This window comes from Aggregatimonas sangjinii, from assembly GCF_005943945.1.
Taxonomy (GTDB): domain Bacteria; phylum Bacteroidota; class Bacteroidia; order Flavobacteriales; family Flavobacteriaceae; genus Pelagihabitans; species Pelagihabitans sangjinii.
Genome location: NZ_CP040710.1, coordinates 803,479 through 821,299, shown reverse-complemented (window position 1 = coordinate 821,299; position 17,821 = coordinate 803,479). Strand labels below are relative to the sequence as shown.

General features: G+C 42.5%; 20 protein-coding genes. 14 read left to right on the top strand and 6 right to left on the bottom strand.

What is annotated here, in order from left to right; all coding sequences use genetic code 11:
• Positions 1–2: 2 nt before the first annotated feature.
• The 5 genes from FGM00_RS03475 to FGM00_RS03455 form a co-directional block, all read right to left on the bottom strand.
• A complete protein-coding gene (locus FGM00_RS03475; RefSeq protein ID WP_138851575.1) occupies positions 3–230 on the bottom strand; it encodes a PspC domain-containing protein in 228 nt (75 codons plus the stop codon).
• 125 nt (positions 231–355) lie between these two features.
• Positions 356–1,633, bottom strand: a complete 1,278-nt coding sequence (locus tag FGM00_RS03470; RefSeq protein WP_138851574.1) for a DUF2851 family protein — start codon at positions 1,631–1,633, stop codon at positions 356–358.
• Positions 1,634–1,788: 155 nt separating this feature from the next.
• A complete protein-coding gene (locus FGM00_RS03465; protein ID WP_138851573.1) occupies positions 1,789–2,100 on the bottom strand; it encodes a rhodanese-like domain-containing protein in 312 nt (103 codons plus the stop codon).
• Positions 2,101–2,143: 43 nt separating this feature from the next.
• Entirely contained in the window at positions 2,144–3,334 is a 1,191-nt protein-coding gene (locus FGM00_RS03460; protein ID WP_138851572.1) for a DUF1501 domain-containing protein, read from the bottom strand.
• A gap of 42 nt (positions 3,335–3,376) precedes the next feature.
• Complete coding sequence (locus FGM00_RS03455; protein WP_138851571.1) at positions 3,377–4,753, bottom strand: DUF1800 domain-containing protein; 1,377 nt, start codon at positions 4,751–4,753, stop codon at positions 3,377–3,379.
• Positions 4,754–4,920: 167 nt separating this feature from the next.
• On the opposite strand from FGM00_RS03455, the gene FGM00_RS03450 reads away from it, so the two are divergent.
• The 14 genes from FGM00_RS03450 to FGM00_RS03385 all read left to right on the top strand — a co-directional run bounded on the left by FGM00_RS03450 (position 4,921) and on the right by FGM00_RS03385 (position 16,974).
• The gene (locus FGM00_RS03450; protein ID WP_138851570.1) at positions 4,921–5,367 is read left to right on the top strand and encodes a MarR family winged helix-turn-helix transcriptional regulator; all 447 of its coding nucleotides are present in this window, start codon (positions 4,921–4,923) and stop codon (positions 5,365–5,367) included.
• A 97-nt stretch (positions 5,368–5,464) separates the two neighbouring features.
• Positions 5,465–6,043 (top strand): YceI family protein, encoded by a 579-nt coding sequence (locus FGM00_RS03445; RefSeq protein ID WP_138851569.1) that lies wholly within the window; start codon positions 5,465–5,467, stop codon positions 6,041–6,043.
• Positions 6,044–6,303: 260 nt separating this feature from the next.
• On the top strand, positions 6,304–7,701 hold the full coding sequence (locus FGM00_RS03440; RefSeq protein ID WP_138851568.1) for an anthranilate synthase component I family protein: 1,398 nt from the start codon (positions 6,304–6,306) through the stop codon (positions 7,699–7,701).
• A gap of 1 nt (position 7,702) precedes the next feature.
• Positions 7,703–8,266 (top strand): anthranilate synthase component II, encoded by a 564-nt coding sequence (locus FGM00_RS03435; protein ID WP_138851567.1) that lies wholly within the window; start codon positions 7,703–7,705, stop codon positions 8,264–8,266.
• 103 nt (positions 8,267–8,369) lie between these two features.
• Positions 8,370–9,365, top strand: a complete 996-nt coding sequence (trpD, locus tag FGM00_RS03430; protein WP_138851566.1) for an anthranilate phosphoribosyltransferase — start codon at positions 8,370–8,372, stop codon at positions 9,363–9,365.
• A 111-nt stretch (positions 9,366–9,476) separates the two neighbouring features.
• Entirely contained in the window at positions 9,477–10,259 is a 783-nt protein-coding gene (gene trpC, locus FGM00_RS03425; protein ID WP_138851565.1) for an indole-3-glycerol phosphate synthase TrpC, read from the top strand.
• Positions 10,260–10,344: 85 nt separating this feature from the next.
• Positions 10,345–10,941 carry a phosphoribosylanthranilate isomerase gene (locus tag FGM00_RS03420; RefSeq protein WP_138851564.1) on the top strand — a complete coding sequence of 199 codons (597 nt, stop codon included), beginning with the start codon at positions 10,345–10,347 and terminating at the stop codon, positions 10,939–10,941.
• Between the two features lie 155 nt (positions 10,942–11,096).
• Positions 11,097–12,332, top strand: coding sequence for a tryptophan synthase subunit beta (gene trpB / locus FGM00_RS03415; RefSeq protein WP_138851563.1), 1,236 nt, complete (start codon positions 11,097–11,099; stop codon positions 12,330–12,332).
• Between the two features lie 54 nt (positions 12,333–12,386).
• Positions 12,387–12,677 carry a GIY-YIG nuclease family protein gene (locus tag FGM00_RS03410; RefSeq protein ID WP_138851562.1) on the top strand — a complete coding sequence of 97 codons (291 nt, stop codon included), beginning with the start codon at positions 12,387–12,389 and terminating at the stop codon, positions 12,675–12,677.
• A gap of 80 nt (positions 12,678–12,757) precedes the next feature.
• Positions 12,758–13,522, top strand: a complete 765-nt coding sequence (gene trpA, locus FGM00_RS03405) for a tryptophan synthase subunit alpha (RefSeq protein ID WP_138851561.1) — start codon at positions 12,758–12,760, stop codon at positions 13,520–13,522.
• Between the two features lies 1 nt (position 13,523).
• Complete coding sequence (locus FGM00_RS03400; protein WP_138851560.1) at positions 13,524–13,745, top strand: hypothetical protein; 222 nt, start codon at positions 13,524–13,526, stop codon at positions 13,743–13,745.
• Between the two features lie 78 nt (positions 13,746–13,823).
• Entirely contained in the window at positions 13,824–15,317 is a 1,494-nt protein-coding gene (locus FGM00_RS03395) for a M20/M25/M40 family metallo-hydrolase (RefSeq protein WP_138851559.1), read from the top strand.
• A gap of 174 nt (positions 15,318–15,491) precedes the next feature.
• Positions 15,492–15,959 carry a hypothetical protein gene (locus FGM00_RS03390; RefSeq protein ID WP_138851558.1) on the top strand — a complete coding sequence of 156 codons (468 nt, stop codon included), beginning with the start codon at positions 15,492–15,494 and terminating at the stop codon, positions 15,957–15,959.
• Positions 15,960–16,002: 43 nt separating this feature from the next.
• Complete coding sequence (locus FGM00_RS03385) at positions 16,003–16,974, top strand: carboxypeptidase-like regulatory domain-containing protein (protein WP_138851557.1); 972 nt, start codon at positions 16,003–16,005, stop codon at positions 16,972–16,974.
• A gap of 59 nt (positions 16,975–17,033) precedes the next feature.
• On the opposite strand, the gene FGM00_RS03380 is transcribed toward FGM00_RS03385, so the two are convergent.
• The gene (locus tag FGM00_RS03380) at positions 17,034–17,759 is read right to left on the bottom strand and encodes a hypothetical protein (protein ID WP_138851556.1); all 726 of its coding nucleotides are present in this window, start codon (positions 17,757–17,759) and stop codon (positions 17,034–17,036) included.
• Between the last annotated feature and the right edge of the window lie 62 nt (positions 17,760–17,821).

Here is a 17,821-nt window from a genome sequence, read left to right as displayed (position 1 = left end):
GTTTATAGATCGAAAACGGAGGTTCTTTTGGTGTAAATCAAGTCCTTGATTCTAAGCCAAAAAGCTACAAATAGGTATAACGCAAAACCAAAACCCAAGGTTACGAATGTAAGATAAATGAACGATGTGCGCACTACCCTTGCCCGAATACCCAGGCGCTCGGCGATACGACGGCATACTTCGAAGCCCCGTTTTTGAAAGTAGTATAATACCGTGTAAAAAAGATTCATACGGTAAATTTAAATAAAAAGTATTCTTGTTCAGCGCAGGAACGGGGGAGATATTAAAATTTTCAAAGCAGCGGTTTCATTAAACAATCGGACATGTAAGGGACGTTTTAGAATCACTTCTGCATCTACCTTCCCAACAGCCGGCTTCCAATCGCACATTCCAAACATCTATTCGTGGTACAGTATTGCTTGTAAAGTTCTAAAACCGCTTGACTGTCCCTCGAATGTTGAACTTGTAAGCCATGCATTCTAAAGTTATTGGCAATACTGTTTTCCTCTTTCTTGATAGCGGTGCTAATGGTTTCGATTTCGGCATTCTTATCTTTTCCATTAAACTTGGCATAACAAAATTTCAAGGGAAGCACGGTATTGATCAATAACAGATCAATGAATTTCTTCGTCAGCTTTTTGGTGCTCTTTTTAGATGTTTTCCCAAAGGTAAAGTGATCGTCCCAGTAGCTGCTGGCAGATATATCGAAAAGCTGATAGAAATCCTTCAAGTTCGAAGTTTGCATTACCTTATGGAACAAGCCATGCTGCGCACTGTACAGATTTGCCAATTGGGACAATCGAATCGTAGGGAAGTTGGGAGGACGCAACCTAAAGAACTCCGGTTTTTGAACGGACTCTGGCTTCAATTCGAATTTGTGTCTTTGATAGTCGAATTCTTTTTTTAGTTGGATGTAATAGGCATCCAGTACGGTTTCCTCTTCAAGCAAGTGGCTCATACCAAAAAACACGCTTTCCAGCTGCGGAACACTGGTTTGGAGTTTACGAACGACTGAAAAATTTAACGCCTGGGCCAAGCTCAGGAAGGCCTCACCGTTGATGTTCAAGCCGAAGTTTTTTAACAACATCGAGAAAAGCACCTGTTCCCAGTCGTTTGTAGATGCTTCTAAAAGGCTCGTAACCTCTTCTGATTTCCGTTCCAAACGCTCAAAGTAGAGGCGTTCCAACCAATTTCCTACGGTAAAGTCGTCTATGTCGCCAATATCGTTCTCACAATTGATGAATGACTTTTTACTCTTGTCAAAAAGCCTGCGGTAGGCATCGAGTACCTCTGCCGAAATGAAATTCTTTAATTGCAATGTCGGTATCTCCGTATTATCGCTCCTAAAAATCGTTGCGTCATCTTCCCAGACCACATGTAAGATCACATTATTGTAATTCGGGTCTTGCTCGTGGTGGTGCGCGTACCAGTCAGAGGAATTCAAATGTACCTCAACATTGCCCGCCCAAAGCTGACCGTCGATCTCTACTTTTGAATTGAAAAAATCGGGACCGGCGAAATAATTGTGGGTACCTACTTCGATAATCCGAATCTGCTCCCCTTTTGAAGAAACAAGCTCTTGCAGCTGCAGTTTTTTATACTTCCAGATAAAATGTAACAGGTCTTCTTTCACTGATTTGTACTCTAAGTAATATTACGATGAAATCGGAGGAGAAAACAAAGAATGACAACCAAAACAACTAAGAACTCCACGCGCCATGGCCTGGCGCTCGTTAAGTCTAAATGCAGGAATTGGTAAGGCTACCGTACTATTCGGGACAATTGATATTATTGGGCCACTTCTCCTTCCCAATTCATAAAACCCCCTTCAAGATTGTAAGCGTTTTGAAAACCAAGACTATCCATTATGGCGCAAGCCTGCCCACTACGATTCCCACTACGGCAATACACATAGTAGTTTTTACTTTTGTCCAACTTTTCGAGTTCGTCTATAAAACCCTGACCCAAGTAAATGTCGATTTGTTTTGAGTTGGGAATGATACCATCGGCAACCTCATCATCGGTACGTACGTCCAAAATAAAGGCATTTTCGTCCTGCTCGAGTTGTGCTGTCCAGTCTTCCTGTGATAAATCGGCCATAATGTAGAAAATTTAGAAATCAAAAATAGGGTATTCACTTTTATTAAACCAGACCCAGGGTTTTAAAATCCCCGTTCAAAATCTGTGACGGCTCTGTTTGTAGCCACTCTTTGAGGAGCGAAGCGTAAATATCCCTAAAATCGACCTCGTACTTAATATCCCCATTGGCATCAAGGTCGACTAAATTGGCAGGTGTATTGTACATGCCTTTGTGTTTTAAATCGTCACCCATTAGAAAAACAAGGTTCGCCGCGCCATGATCGGTTCCATTGGCGGCGTTCTGCTTTAGGCGACGACCAAATTCGGAGAAGGTGAGTACAACCGTGTCTTTGAGCGCCCCGGTATCCTTCAAATCCTTCATAAAAGTGGCTATACCTTTCGAATATACAGCTAACAGTCGTTTCTGCGCATTTACCTGATTCGCATGCGTATCAAAACCACCCAAACTAGCATAGTATACTTGAGTCTCCAGACCTGAATTGATAAATTCGGAGATGGTTTTCAATTGTTTGCCAAATGCATTTTTAGGATAGTCCGCAGCCGATTCATAGGTCTTGGTCTTTTCATAAAGATACTTGGCAGAAGATTTCGCATCCAACGCGGTTTTAAACAAGTAGCCCAAATTATGCTCGCTCAAATGTGTATCGGAATGCTGACTCAGTACATTAGAGAAGTATGGATCCTGGGTAGTGCGGTAAAAGAGTTTGGCATCTTTCGTTGCAATACCATTGATGTCTACCCCTTTCATCAAAAGGGAAAGCGTATCATCTACCTCTATCGCTCCGAGAGGATTTTTGGAAACTTTCTCTAGGTATCTGCCTACCCAGCCAGTCTGTAGGTATTCATCAGACGCGCTAGCGGTGTGCCAAATATCGGTAGACCTAAAGTGTGATCTGCTCGGATTGGGGTACCCGACATTGTGCATGACACTTACATAGCCATTATCGTAAAGAGTCTTAAAGTCTTTTAAGCTCTCATGAAAACCCAATTCATCCGTTACCGAGAGCAGCTGGGTTTTCTTTTGGGCAATAGTAGACCTATTCTTTATATACACATCGTTGTTAAAAGGCACAAGGGTATTCAAGCCGTCGTTGCCTCCTGACAATTGTATGATCACCAACTTTTTATGGCCTGTTAAGAACGAGGGCGTTCCATCAAAGGCCTTGATAAAACTTGGAATGAGCAAAGTGCTGCTCGCCAAACTACTATTTCTGATAAATGCTCTCCGCTTCATATGATATTATTTTTTAGTTTACAGGACCAAGTTGAGACGCTCCTAGCACAATTGGTACTCGGGCAACGACATTAATTGAATACAAAAATCCTGTTTGTTATTTTTTTCGAGGGATTCCAAAAATGCGGTTGAGGCAGGACTCAATCGCTCGCCCAAGAGTTGTAAAGTCAGTTCTGCGAAGGAAAGATTTCCATAATTCCGATCAAATACGCTCCACTGTTTCGTGATATCCAGCTTTCGTTTAAAATTGCTCTTGGCGTTGAAAGCGGCGAAACTATCTTCGAACTCTCCCTTTACATCGAAAGCGATACTGCCGTCCTTCAACAGAACCGATGGCAGTTTCAAGCGCACCATCATGGTATTGGCATCGATCCAACTTCTACCCTCGGCCCAACCGGCAACATTGGGTGGTTCAAAAAGGACCTGGCCCAAAAGTCGCTCGACATATTTCAACTGTTTCGGTTTGTTCATCGTAAACGGAACCACTTGCATTAAACCGGTCAGAAAATCGACAGGGGATTTGATTTTCCCCCCTATATTTTCCGAATTGTAAAACCAGTCGGATGCAAAAACAAAAGCCATTAAATCGGACAGCTCATAATTTTTCCTGAACAGCGTCGCCATCTCGGCCACATGACCTTCATCGATACGATCATTAACGAAATGGGCATAAATTTTTCGAGAAATGAACTCGGCACATTCCGGTTTGTCCAAAATTAGCTGGATAATATCTTCTCCTTCGAAATTTCCTTTTTTTCCAAAAACCGTCTTTTCGTCGTAATCATGTTGCTTTTTCAATAGTTTGAAAGTGCCCATACGGTCATGATGCCATCCTGTAAAGGAGCGCGCCGCCTGGCGGATATCGGCTTCGGAATAATTGCCTTCCCCAAGAGTAAAAAGCTCCATCAGCTCTCGGGCAAAGTTCTCGTTGGGACGGTTCTTCCTATTCTGCTGGTTGTTCAGATAATCCAACATCGCAGGTTCTTTGGAAATGGCGATGAGCAGGCTTTTAAAATTTCCCAAGGCATGGCTACGTAGGGTATTGTGAAAACGTTGCGAATACAGGATATTGTTCGAGCGCACTACAAAATGATTGCTCCAAAAAAAGGTCATTCGCTCGCGCAAGCATTCTTTTGCACTGGCCATACGCTGTAGCCAGTCCTGATTCAGCTCCAAGTGTTTCGACCTGCTTCTTCGCAATAAATCCCTAATGTCTTTTTTATCGATTTTTCCTTTCGTTTTCGCAATGTAGGCATCCAATTCCGGAGTGGGAACGGTCAGTTCGTTGATCGTCTTTGAGACCTTGAACAAATCCTTAACGATAGCCTTTTTACTCTTTCCATCAAGTACGTCGAGTTGACTCGGAAGAATACCGAAACCGGCCCTCTTGTAAAGATGTTGAATCTGTGCTTTTTCCAAAATATTTATTTTATTAAAGGTAAGACTACTAGCGTTAAAAAAGGTTTAACCCATTCTATTTACGTTCGAAAGAAGAGGTCAGCCATTTTTTAACAAAATTTTAGTGATATTCCAGTTGATTCGCTACTAAGTTCTTTTACATTTGTATATACAATAGTTGTAAGAACATGAATGTTGAGCAAATCATTAAAACGGAGAAAGAGCTATCGCTTCAAAGTCGGACAATCATCCATTTTATGTTGATCAACAATAAGATAACGGAAGCGTTAGGCATAGCGCTCAAACCTTTCGAGGTGTCGTTACAACAGTTTAACGTATTGCGAATTTTGAGAGGCCAATTCGGGAAGCCTGCCAATCTTTCTACATTGAATGACAGGATGGTGACCAAAAGAAGTAATACGACCCGATTGGTGGACAAATTGATTAAAAAAGGATTCGTAGATCGGATTATCTGTCCGTCAAACCGAAGGAAGGTTGAAATCAGTATTACTTCCGATGGAAAAAAGGCATTGAAACAAATGGATACGGCCATGAAAGAAGCCGAGAAATCCATATTAAAAAATATGTCCGAATCGGATTTAAAGCAATTGAATAGCTTATTTAATAAATTTTGAACAAATACAATAACGTAAATTAATAACTAAATGATTTCCGATCTTGCTGGAACGAATTTAGCAAAGGTTCGGAAATACGATTAAAACCATTTGAATTATGAAAAAGACAGTATTTAGTGTAGCATTGGCCGTAGTATTCGGTTTTACAGCAATGGCCACAGAGCCGGTTGCGGAAGAGAAGAAAGAAGTCAACACGGAAACCAGTAAGGTGACATGGAAAGCCTATAAAGTTACCGGTTCGCATTACGGTAGTATTGATTTGAAAGAAGGCGCATTGGTATTTGATGGTGATCAATTGACCGGTGGGGAATTTACGGTCGATATGACTACCATCAGCACAGAAGATTTAGAGGGTGATTCCAAAGGAAAGTTGGATGGACATTTGAATTCAGGCGATTTTTTCGACACCGCTAATCACACCACCTCATCTTTGAAATTTACCGACGTGAAGTCGACCGGTAAAAATTCTTACGAAGTAACTGGTGATTTAACGATAAAGGGAATTACCAAACCTGTAACCTTTGATGTATCGGTTTATGGGAGCAAGGCCACAGCAACTATGAAAGTGGACCGTACCAACTACGATGTAAAATATGGGTCAGCTAGCTTTTTCGATGATTTAAAGGATAAGGCTATATATGACGAATTTGATTTGGTCGTAGATTTAGAATTCTAAATTACACGTACAATTTTATAGACTTAACCATATCATCAAGAAACCTGCATTTGATCTCAAATGCAGGTTTTCTCGTTTTTTTTAAGCAGTGGTTGGTGATTTTAAAAATGATTTCTATATTTGAAGTATGCAATTAAGAATAACAGCTACTTGGTGGAATAACTCTCGACAACATTCGTGAGCTAAGCATCATTGTAGTAAAACTATACTAGGCTTGTCATCACGACAGGCCTTTTTTAATGTAAATAGGTTTTGATTTCATGAAATATCATCTCACATCGCACCACAAAAAAATTTTGGCGGACACCATCACACCCGTAAGTGTCTATCTGAAAATCAGGGATAGGTTTCCGAACAGTATATTGTTGGAAAGTAGCGACTACCACGCCAACGACAATAGTTTTTCCTACATCTGCTGCAATCCCATCGCCTCTATAAAAGTAGATAATGAGCGTGTCGAAAAGCTCCTGCCCGATGGTACTTCCGATAAAATGGAAATCGGCGCTAAGACAGATGTGGTAGGCTTGATCCACGATTTCAGTCAACAATTCGAGGGCGGAAAAAGCGATTTTAAATTTATCGATAATGGCTTGTTCGGCTACATGGCCTATGATGCGGTGCGCTATTATGAAGACATTTCGTTGCATAAAAAAGAAGGTTCTATTGGCATTCCCGACATCTATTACGCGGTATACCAGAACATAATCGCAATCAACCATTTTAAGAACGAAGCCTATATATTCGCGCATTGCTACGAATCGGAAAACAATATTCCGGAGATAGAACAAATTTTAAACGTAAAGAATTTTGCCTCTTACAATTTTTCTATGGATGGAGATGCCACCTCCAATCTCGAGGATGACGACTATAAAGCACACGTTGAACTGGCCAAAAAACATTGTCAGAGGGGCGATGTGTTTCAATTGGTGCTGTCGCGTAGGTTCTCACAAGGTTTTAAAGGGGATGAATTTAATGTCTACAGGGCGTTGCGCTCGGTGAATCCCTCACCTTATCTCTTTTATTTCGATTACGGCGATTTTAAGATTTTCGGAAGTTCTCCCGAGGCGCAGCTCATCGTAAAAGACGGCATTGCTGAAATTCACCCCATCGCCGGCACCTTCAAACGTACGGGAAACGACGAGCAAGATGCCATTTTGGCCAAAGAGCTCACAGAAGACCATAAAGAAAATAGTGAACATGTGATGTTGGTCGACCTGGCCAGAAACGATTTGAGCAGGAACGGAAGCACCGTAAAAGTGACTAATTATAGAGAGGTGCAATTCTTTTCTCACGTAATCCACCTTGTATCAAAGGTCACAGGCCATAAGAAAAAAGACGTGACCACCATGAAGGTAGTGGCCGATACCTTTCCCGCAGGTACCCTGAGTGGCGCTCCAAAACACATGGCGATGCAGCTTATCGAGAAGTACGAAAAAACAAGCCGCGGATACTATGGCGGTGCCATCGGTTTTATGGATTTTAAAGGGAACTTCAACCATGCCATCATGATCCGCACTTTCCTGAGCAAAAATCACCAATTACACTATCAAGCCGGTGCCGGTTTGGTGGCGGCCTCCAATGCGGAAGATGAGCTTCAAGAAACCTATAACAAGTTGGGAGCCTTGACAAAGGCGCTCGAAATAGCTGAAACGATTTAAAATGAAGAAGATACTTGTCATAGATAATTACGATAGTTTTACGTACAACTTAGTGCATTATTTGGAAGATTTAGACTGCGAAGTGATCGTCAAAAGAAACGACCAGTTGACACTGAATGAAGTAGACCAATTCGATAAAATCGTGCTTTCTCCAGGGCCGGGAATACCTGACGAGGCTGGGCTACTAAAAGCTATAATCGATAAATATGCGGCTACCAAAAGTATTTTCGGGGTCTGCCTGGGGCAACAGGCCATCGCCGAAGTTTTCGGAGGCAGTCTGATCAATTTAGACAAAGTCTATCACGGTATCGCCACGACCATCAATATCACCCAAGATGATATTTTGTTCGAAGGAATGTCCAAGCAAATCGAAGTCGGTCGTTACCACTCATGGGTCGTGAATCCGGAACTTCCCGCAGTGTTGGAAGCGACTTCATTTGATGAAAACGGACAGGTCATGTCGTTACGGCATAAGCAATACGATGTGTGTGCCGTGCAGTTTCACCCAGAGTCGGTTCTGACCCCGGACGGGAAAAAGATGTTGGAAAACTGGTTAACTAATTAAATGTTCGCCCCGAGCTCTGGCGGTCCAGGGGTATGGAGTAGATACCGCAAAATGAATAGGAGTGATGCTCCCTTCGTGAGAATAAAAAACAAAAGTACGATCGATGAAACAGACGTTAAATAAACTGATAAACCATGACATCCTCTCCAAAGAGGACGCAAAGCAGATCTTGGTCAATATTGCAAAGGGCGATTACAATACCAGCCAGATCGCCGCCTTTCTGACCGTGTATATGATGCGCAGTATTACCATAGAAGAGTTGGAAGGTTTTCGGGATGCGCTACTGGAATTGTGTTTGGCGGTAGATCTATCGGCCTACAATCCGGTTGATCTATGCGGAACGGGCGGTGACGGTAAAGACACTTTCAATATTTCCACCTTGGCCTCTTTTGTAACCGCCGGAGCAGGAATCAAGGTTACTAAACATGGTAATTACGGCGTTTCCTCTAAATGTGGCAGCAGTAATGTCATGGAGTTTTTAGGTATCAAATTCAGCAATAAGGCAGATTTTTTAGAACGGTCGATCGATGAAGCGGGCATTTGCGTATTGCACGCTCCCCTATTCCACCCGGCCATGAAGAATGTGGCTCCCATCCGAAGGGAATTGGGGGTCAAGACCTTTTTCAATATGTTAGGACCAATGGTTAATCCAGCCTTTCCGAAGAACCAAATGGTCGGGGTGTTTAATCTGGAATTGGCGCGTATGTACGGCTATCTCTACCAGAACACCGATAAGCATTTCACGGTCTTACACGCTTTGGACGGGTATGATGAAATATCCTTGACGGGAAATACCAAAACGATTTCCAATACCAGTGAAGGCATGATCAAACCTTCCGATTTTGGGGTAAGCACTATCAAGCAATCCGATATCGTTGGTGGTGACGACATCGCCGAATCAGCGGGAATATTCTTAAACGTGCTACAGGGCAAGGGCACAGAGGCACAGAACAATGTGGTTTGTGCTAACGCGGGCGTTGCCATTGCGACGGTCGAGAACATCCACATTAAGGATGGTTTTGAGAAAGCCAAGGAATCGCTATTGAATGGTAGTGGATTGAAAGCCTTGAAGCGGTTGCAAGAATTGAGCAAAAATTAAACTGAAAATAAGATTTTGAACGAAGTTACTGAGCTTGCTGAAGTTCAGTCGAAGGGAAGTTAGCAATGATTGGACAGATTCCTTCACTTCACTCGGAATGACGAAATAGATATGAACATTCTAGATAAAATAATAGCGGACAAACGAAAAGAAGTCGATTTGAAAAAATCACTTATTCCTGCCTCGCAGTTGGAAGCTTCCGCCCTATTCGATCGCGATACTTTTTCATTGGCAAAGGCCTTGCGAGATAGTTCAACGGGCATCATCGCTGAACACAAAAGACGTTCGCCCTCCAAATCTACCATCAATCAAGATACCAATGTGGGCCAAGTTGCCAGAGGGTATCAAAAAGCTGGCGTATGCGGGATGAGCGTACTTACCGATATCAAATATTTTGGAGGCTCGTTGGAAGACTTGGTATTGGCACGCGCATCCGTGACCATACCCTTGCTGCGAAAAGAGTTTATTATTGACGAATACCAAGTTCTGGAGGCCAAGGCCCACGGCGCAGATGTAATCCTATTGATTGCGGCGGTGTTGTCCAGAGCAGAAATAAAAATCTTTTCCGAACTTGCCAAAAGCTTGGATATGGAAGTGTTGCTGGAGGTTCATAACAAAACGGAATTACAGAAATCTATCATGCCGAGTTTGGACATGTTGGGCGTCAATAATCGTAATCTAAAAACTTTCGAAGTGAGTTTAGAGACCAGTAAAACGTTGTCGGAATTGATTCCAGATGACTTCGTTAAAGTTTCCGAAAGTGGAATCAGTACTATCGACGCAATTACGGATTTAAAACCATACGGCTATCAAGGTTTTTTAATTGGTGAGAATTTTATGAAAACAGCCGATCCCGGCAAAAGCGCTGCAGAATTTATTCAAAAAATAAATTAGGTTGAAGTCAACGAATCCAAATAGCGACAAAAATGAAACTTCTTTGAAAAACAGGAATGCTGGGGTAGGCATTAAAGTCTGCGGGATGAATAAAAATACCATGGAGGTGGCTGCGTTGAGACCCGACTATTTGGGTTTTATCTTCTGGGAACCCTCCAAACGATATTTTGAAGGGCAAATGCCATCGATTCCACATCATATCAAAAAGGTAGGTGTATTTGTCGATGCCCCACTCTCGGACATTCTCGAAAAGGTCAAAACCTGCGGACTACTATTGGTGCAAATGCATGGCAAAGAAACGCCTGCATTTTGCGATGAACTGAAAAAAGCGATTCCAAATATAAAGATCATCAAGGTTTTTTCCGTAAAAGACGATTTCGATTTCGGACAACTGAAGCCTTTCGAGGATGTGTGTGATTATTATCTGTTCGATACGAAAGGAAAACTACCGGGTGGAAATGGCTACGCTTTTAATTGGGAAATACTAAAGCAATACCCTTCTACCAAGCCTTATTTTTTAAGTGGGGGCATTGGGTTGGAAGAAATCGATTCCATCAAAAAGTTTATGAATCGTCCGGAAGCGAAATACTGTGAGGTTATTGATGTGAACAGTAAATTTGAGGATATGCCTGGCTTGAAAAATATTGAAAAGTTGCAAAGTTTTAAAATGGAGCTAAAATAATGGAACTGGCGCCGGTAGGCAGATAACGGAGAATAGAGCATAGAGCATAGAACATAGAACATAGAACATAGAGAACATACGAAACCTGCGAAAAGTCAGGTGAAAGATTACAAATTATCCCCGATGCATAGGGGCGGATTATTGAACATAAAAAAATGCAGAAAGAAAAAACAAAGAATACTTCGATTAAAGGACCGGAGCACCATGGACCATACCACGCGGATGAAAAAGGATATTATGGTGAATTTGGAGGCGCCTTTATTCCTGAAATGCTTTATCCCAATGTTGAGGAATTACGCCAAAAGTACTTGGATATCATGTATGAGGAATCTTTTCAGGAAGAATTCCATCAATTACTGAAAGACTATGTTGGTAGGCCTTCGCCTCTATACTTTGCGAAACGTCTGTCTCAAAAGCATGGCTGCAAAGTATACCTGAAACGGGAAGATCTCAACCATACTGGAGCGCATAAGGTGAACAACACCATAGGTCAGATTTTGATGGCGCAACGCTTGGGTAAAAGAAGAATCATTGCCGAAACCGGCGCGGGCCAGCACGGTGTCGCTACGGCTACTGTGTGTGCCTTAATGGGTATGGAATGTATTGTATACATGGGCGAAATAGATATTGCCCGACAAGCACCGAATGTAGCCAGAATGAAAATGTTGGGAGCCGAAGTACGACCCGCCTTGTCCGGAAGCCGTACCTTGAAAGATGCCACGAACGAAGCCATTCGCGATTGGATCAACAATCCTGTCGATACCCATTATATTATCGGATCTGCCATCGGGCCGCATCCCTACCCCGATATGGTCACACGATTTCAATCGGTTATTTCCGAAGAGATCAAATGGCAATTAAAGGGAAAAGAGGGCCGCGAAAATCCGGACTATGTCGTTGCCTGTATCGGTGGTGGCAGCAATGCCGCAGGAACTTATTATCACTTTTTAAATGAACCTGAAGTTGGTATCATAGCTGTCGAAGCTGCCGGTAAAGGAGTCGATTCCGGGGAAAGCGCGGCGACTTCGGCTTTGGGGAAAGTGGGTATCATTCACGGCTGTAAAACCATGTTGATGCAAACAGCAGACGGACAAATTACAGAACCCTATTCCATTTCCGCTGGATTGGATTACCCCGGTGTTGGACCTATGCATTCCCATTTGCACAAATCCGGCAGGGCGGAATTTTATTCGGCCACTGACGACGAAGCAATGACCGCTGGTCTGGAGCTTTCGCAGCTGGAAGGAATCATTCCGGCCATAGAGACAGGCCACGCGTTCGCCATATTCGAGCATCGAAAATTCAAACCGGACGATATTGTGGTTATCGGTTTGTCGGGGCGCGGGGATAAGGACTTGAATACCTATATCGACTATTTTGGGTTAAAATAGTTTGTCATTTCCGCGCAGGCGGAAATTCCTTGAATCAGAAAGAATGTCAATCAAATGCATAAGTATTATGTATACATACTAACAAACAAAAACCATACTGTTTTATATGCAGGGATGACAAATAATTTGAAATCACGAATACAACAACATAAATCAAAAAATAATAAAAGCTTCACACAAAAGTATAGTGTTCATAAATTGGTCTATTTTGAAAAAACGCAATATGTAAACAATGCAATCAAAAGAGAAAAACAATTAAAACATTGGCGTAGACAATGGAAAGAGAATTTGATAAATGACATGAACCCAGATTGGAATGACCTTTCTTGGATGTTGGGAGACTGAAAAATAGCTTTTAAGAAAATCGGAATTAATTAAACAGATTCCCGCCCCTGCCGGCAGGTGAGCGGGAATGACAGCGTGATATGAATAACAGAATAAACCAAAAACTCCAAGAGGACAAAAAACTCCTATCCATCTACTTTACCGCGGGCTACCCTTCCTTAAATGACACCGAAAAAATCATAGAGGATTTAGAGAAAAACGGCGTCGATATGGTTGAAATCGGCTTGCCGTTCAGCGACCCTTTGGCCGATGGACCGACCATTCAGGAAAGTTCTACCGCTGCCCTTAAAAATGGTATGACGACAGAGATACTATTCGAGCAACTGAAGGACATTCGAAAAAGCGTTTCCATTCCGCTAATCGTTATGGGGTATTTTAATCCGATGTTGCAATACGGGGTGGAAGCCTTTTGTAAAAAATGTAATAAAATCGGTATTGATGGCATTATCATGCCCGACTTGCCGCTCGACGTGTATCAGAGCGATTATGAGGCCGTATTTAAAAAGTGCGGTCTGATCAATGTGTTCTTGATTACTCCGCAAACCAGCGATGAACGCATTCGTCAGATCGACGAAGCATCAAACGGTTTCATTTACATGGTAAGTTCGGCAAGTGTGACCGGTTCGAAGTCAGGGTTTGGTAAGGAACAGAAAACCTATTTTCAACGTATTGCCGAAATGCAGTTGAAAAATCCACAAATCGTTGGTTTTGGCATTAAGGATGCAGAAACCTTTCAAACTGCCACCAAAAACGCCAAAGGTGCTATCATCGGCTCGGCCTTTATCAAACATTTGACCGCCCACGGGGCGGACTCCGTTTCGGATTTTGTTCAAAAAATAAGATAGTGTGAATGCCTTATTGAACAATTGGAAAATCATTCTGGTGCTATGCCTAAGCTTAGGATTGGCTCCCTTTTTGCCCGAACCACATATCTGGGGGAAATTAAAGTGGATCGCGGGAGGAGCCACAGGAATGGGCCTCGTAGATTGGCTCGATGTGCTCATGCATGGTTTTCCTTTTTTACTTATGATTCGATGGACGGCTCTAAAAGTTATGCGGAGGTTGTGAAAGCGGTTCTTTTAAAACACCATTCCATTCCCTTAAATATCCTTACATTTAAATCTTGTAAAAGTTCTAAAGACGCATATGAAAAAAATTCTATTTCTACTGGCCGTTACAGCCCTTTCAACCGTCTCTGCCCAAGATGCCGCCCAGTTAAAATCAAAAGTACGCCATAGCATAGACGAGCTACGTGAATTTGTAGCCATACCCAACGATGCCCTCGAACATTCGGATATTAATCTGAACCTGACTTGGCTGACCAAAAAATTCAATGCCCGCGGCTTTAATTCATCGGTGCTTCCGACTGACGGGGAGTCCCTGTTCTTTGCCGCGCTTCCGATGGAGGACAACAAGCCTACGATTCTGTTCTATATGCATTTTGACGGGCAGTCGGTAGACCCTTCGAAATGGGACCAGCCCGACCCGTACAAAGTAGTTTTAAAATCAGAAGAAGACGGGGTTTGGAAAAAACAATCCTTTGATTCGCTCAGTAGCGACATCAATCACGATTGGCGCTTGTTCGGCCGCTCCACCTCTGATGATAAAGGACCGATTGTCATGTTCCTCAATGCCATTGATCTGCTGAAACAGAATAATGTCGACATTCCTTTTAATGTGAAAGTGATTTTGGATAGCGAAGAGGAAAAAAGCAGCAAACCCTTGCCCAAGGCGGTCAAGCAATATCGCGAACTGTTGGAAGCCGATTTTCTGGTCATTAATGATGGTCCGGTTCACGTATCGGGAAAACCGACCGTAGTATACGGCTGCCGTGGCATTACTACCCTATCCTTAACCACATATGGGCCGATAAAACCTCAGCACAGCGGGCATTATGGTAACTATGCTCCCAACCCGGGCTTTCAGCTGGCAAAAGTACTTTCGAGCATGAAGGATGACGACGGGAAAGTGGTGATACCAGGGTATTACGATGGCATTACCAGGGATGCGAAAACCATAGGCATTTTAAAAAGTGTACCAGAGGATGCGGCAACCATAAACGGAAATCTAGCCATCAAAACTCCCGAACAAGTGGGAAGTTTTTATCAAGAGGCGCTGCAATACCCGTCTTTGAATATTCGTGGACTTGGCTCAGGCTGGATCGGTGAAAAAGCACGAACTATAGTTCCGGCCGCGGCTACTGCTGAATTGGATCTACGCTTGGTTCCCGAATCCGATGGCACTCGCTTAAAGGAATTGGTCAAAAAACATATTCAAGATCAGGGCTATTTCATCACCGATACCGAACCCACTTTGGAAGAACGTATGGCACATGACAAGATCATGCGCATCATGGAAGGTCCCGTGACGAATGCCTTTCGGACCGATCTGGACAATGCCAATGGTGATTTTCTGGTCAATACCCTCGAGACCGTCTTCAACGATGATGTAGTTCAAATACGAATTATGGGCGGTACGGTACCCATCGCTCCATTCATCAATGAACTTCAAATACCGGCATTTATCGTACCCATGGTAAATCCTGACAATAATCAGCACAGCCCCAACGAGAATCTCAAAATCGGACAATTGGCCTACGGAATCCAAGCCTTTTATGGTCTATTGAGTAGTAGTCCGTAGAAACAGTCTTTTTTTATTTTTATATCATTTCCACCGGAGGTATCCGATGCCACCCGCATTATGAACGACCACAAGACTTCACATTCGTTTTCCAAAATAAAATTTTTTTCCGATTTAAGCACATCATATAAGAACTCGGCACGGTTTATGCCATTAGCCTGACTATAGCCGACCATGAAAAATTCTATTAAACTATTCCTCTTATTGTGTTTATTGTTAGCGATAGGCACGCTAACAGCTGGCGATAGACCCCATCAACAGTTTGATTTCCAAATTGAAACCCTCGCCACAGAGCCTTTCGTTCCTTTTATCGATTTACTTCAGGATGGTGAAAGCTATCACATTGAAATCGTATCTCTCGGCTGTTTTAATGGCTCAAAGCAAGTCTTGACCATATTCCGAGAGACCGATGCATATTCGATAAATTTTCAGGACACCGTTAAACCATTAAACGCTTCCGAGATCGAAGCTATCCGTGATTTTGAGCTTCAATTACACGGGCTTTCCCTTGGGGGCTGCTCTACCGTCGATACCTATAAACTTGTTTATGGTACACAAGTTTTTCGAACTTCCGATGGTACCTGTTCGTTCAATGGCGGGCGCAAATTATTGGATTATCTGGGCTTAATTTCCAGTAAATAAATGATTAACGATACTACGTACATTTTCTGTTCGTTTTTATAGTATGCGCTGTATCCTAAAACAATTTCTTTTCTGTCTTTTTTTCTTACTGACCTATACTGGTCTGGCCCAGAAAATATCAATCCGCGACAGTCTTAATTCCGCACCCATACCCTTTGCAACCATTTCATTCGGAGACGGCCATGGTACTTTTGCAGATGAAGAAGGTACCTTTACATTTTCCAAAAAGAGATACCCCGATATCGATACTCTTTTCATTTCGGCTTTGGGATATGCGGAAAAAAAGGTGGTTGCGAATACGACTTTGACCAAGGTACTGCTCCGTCCTGAAGCTTCCCAACTAAGCGAAGTTATCGTATCGGCACCAAAGACAGGGAAGTTCAAATTTAAAAAACAAAAGGCCGAAACGCACACTGATTTGTTCGCCTGCTGGCTACCCACCGTGGAGAGCGAGGTTGCTGTACTTTTTGAACGGTACGAAAAAAAGGCGTCCCAGATCTCAAAATTCTATCTGCCGATCAATGCAGAGCGGGAATACAAATCAAAAGGGAAGGGTGCATTCGCAACAATATTCCGTATACAATACTATGAGAACAAGGGTGGTGCGCCCGGAACGGCAATACCCTATTCCGAAACCGTTTTCTCCATCGATGAAAAGGAGGATAAGGTCTTTGAATTGGATGTATTACCCAAAGCTATTTTTATTCCTGAAGACGGTCTTTTTGTATCGCTGCAGGTATTGGGCTATGCCAAAAACGATGGTCGCTTGGCCCAGACCAAACAGTATCGGGAGGTAAAGACACCCAGAGGTATCCAAAAGATATCCACGTCCTTTAGACCGTTGTTGCCCTTTGTAAAAGGAGCATCAAATCAGAATACCTATGTGCGCCGAATTTTCTTGAACAATAAAAAATGGCAGGTTTTTGACAAGACCTACAACAAGAATTCAAAACTCATACAGACCGGCAATCGGAACTATGGTATGGGTGCTGAGTTCAAGGTCTGGGAAGACTAACTTTTGTCATTTAGATAAAACACTGTCGATATGAACGAAAAACATGATAGCCTAAATTTCTAAAAGCGTGTTTTCAATAATTCCTTAACTTTTTTTATCGTAAGTCGATTCTCCTTAAGGCCTTCTTTTGAAAGTGCTTCCGATTCCACGATTATTTCATTGAGCACTATCTTCGCCTTTTCATTCTCAGCATTTCGGATATAGAATTCTGCTAGCTCCAATCGTTCCGGATATCTGTTATATGGTGCATCGAATGTAACCAAGTAGCGTTCTGCTTTTGCCAACTCACCTTTTTTCTCCAACGCTAAAGCATATAAAAATGCTGAACGTGATTTTTTAAACTTCGGATTATCCTTAATAGCTTCAGCGTAGTGAATAGCCTCGTCAATTCTTGAGGAATTATAGTAAGCTTCCTGCAATCTCGACGTAACGTAAAAATCATTTTGAAAAGTTCCCGTAAGACAGGCTTTATAATTTTCTATTGCCTTGTCATACATTTTCGCTTCTAAATAAGCATCACCTAAGGCAGATTGGTTTTCGAAAGTTTCGGAAAACTTGAATTGCTCTACCAAATCAGTGATTTTTTTGGAAGCCTTCAAAACAGGTACAGCACGCGCTTGGGGTCTAACGATTGCCTTATTGCTAAATGCGTCCTGAAGCAAATAGATGAGCGCTCCCAACACTGGTAGGAATACAATGAATACTATCCAATAATAGGAGCTTCGATTGGTCAAACAATGATAAACGCAATAACCCTGAAGGGCGATAATGAGGTAAAGGTACATACTGCAAAAATAAACACTTATCCAGCACCATGAGTATCTTCTTCAATGAGTTGTATACTAAC

What these genes read in the sequence shown, in the direction of transcription:
- FGM00_RS03475 (WP_138851575.1), bottom strand. Translation starts at nt 230, where the DNA reads ATGAATCTTTTTTACACGGTATTATACTACTTTCAAAAACGGGGCTTC.
- FGM00_RS03465 (WP_138851573.1), bottom strand. Translation starts at nt 2,100, where the DNA reads ATGGCCGATTTATCACAGGAAGACTGGACAGCACAACTCGAGCAGGAC.
- FGM00_RS03460 (WP_138851572.1), bottom strand. Translation starts at nt 3,334, where the DNA reads ATGAAGCGGAGAGCATTTATCAGAAATAGTAGTTTGGCGAGCAGCACT.
- FGM00_RS03450 (WP_138851570.1), top strand. Translation starts at nt 4,921, where the DNA reads ATGAATGTTGAGCAAATCATTAAAACGGAGAAAGAGCTATCGCTTCAA.
- FGM00_RS03445 (WP_138851569.1), top strand. Translation starts at nt 5,465, where the DNA reads ATGAAAAAGACAGTATTTAGTGTAGCATTGGCCGTAGTATTCGGTTTT.
- FGM00_RS03440 (WP_138851568.1), top strand. Translation starts at nt 6,304, where the DNA reads ATGAAATATCATCTCACATCGCACCACAAAAAAATTTTGGCGGACACC.
- FGM00_RS03435 (WP_138851567.1), top strand. Translation starts at nt 7,703, where the DNA reads ATGAAGAAGATACTTGTCATAGATAATTACGATAGTTTTACGTACAAC.
- trpD (WP_138851566.1), top strand. Translation starts at nt 8,370, where the DNA reads ATGAAACAGACGTTAAATAAACTGATAAACCATGACATCCTCTCCAAA.
- trpC (WP_138851565.1), top strand. Translation starts at nt 9,477, where the DNA reads ATGAACATTCTAGATAAAATAATAGCGGACAAACGAAAAGAAGTCGAT.
- FGM00_RS03420 (WP_138851564.1), top strand. Translation starts at nt 10,345, where the DNA reads ATGAATAAAAATACCATGGAGGTGGCTGCGTTGAGACCCGACTATTTG.
- trpB (WP_138851563.1), top strand. Translation starts at nt 11,097, where the DNA reads ATGCAGAAAGAAAAAACAAAGAATACTTCGATTAAAGGACCGGAGCAC.
- FGM00_RS03410 (WP_138851562.1), top strand. Translation starts at nt 12,387, where the DNA reads ATGCATAAGTATTATGTATACATACTAACAAACAAAAACCATACTGTT.
- trpA (WP_138851561.1), top strand. Translation starts at nt 12,758, where the DNA reads ATGAATAACAGAATAAACCAAAAACTCCAAGAGGACAAAAAACTCCTA.
- FGM00_RS03395 (WP_138851559.1), top strand. Translation starts at nt 13,824, where the DNA reads ATGAAAAAAATTCTATTTCTACTGGCCGTTACAGCCCTTTCAACCGTC.
- FGM00_RS03390 (WP_138851558.1), top strand. Translation starts at nt 15,492, where the DNA reads ATGAAAAATTCTATTAAACTATTCCTCTTATTGTGTTTATTGTTAGCG.
- FGM00_RS03385 (WP_138851557.1), top strand. Translation starts at nt 16,003, where the DNA reads ATGCGCTGTATCCTAAAACAATTTCTTTTCTGTCTTTTTTTCTTACTG.
- FGM00_RS03380 (WP_138851556.1), bottom strand. Translation starts at nt 17,759, where the DNA reads ATGTACCTTTACCTCATTATCGCCCTTCAGGGTTATTGCGTTTATCAT.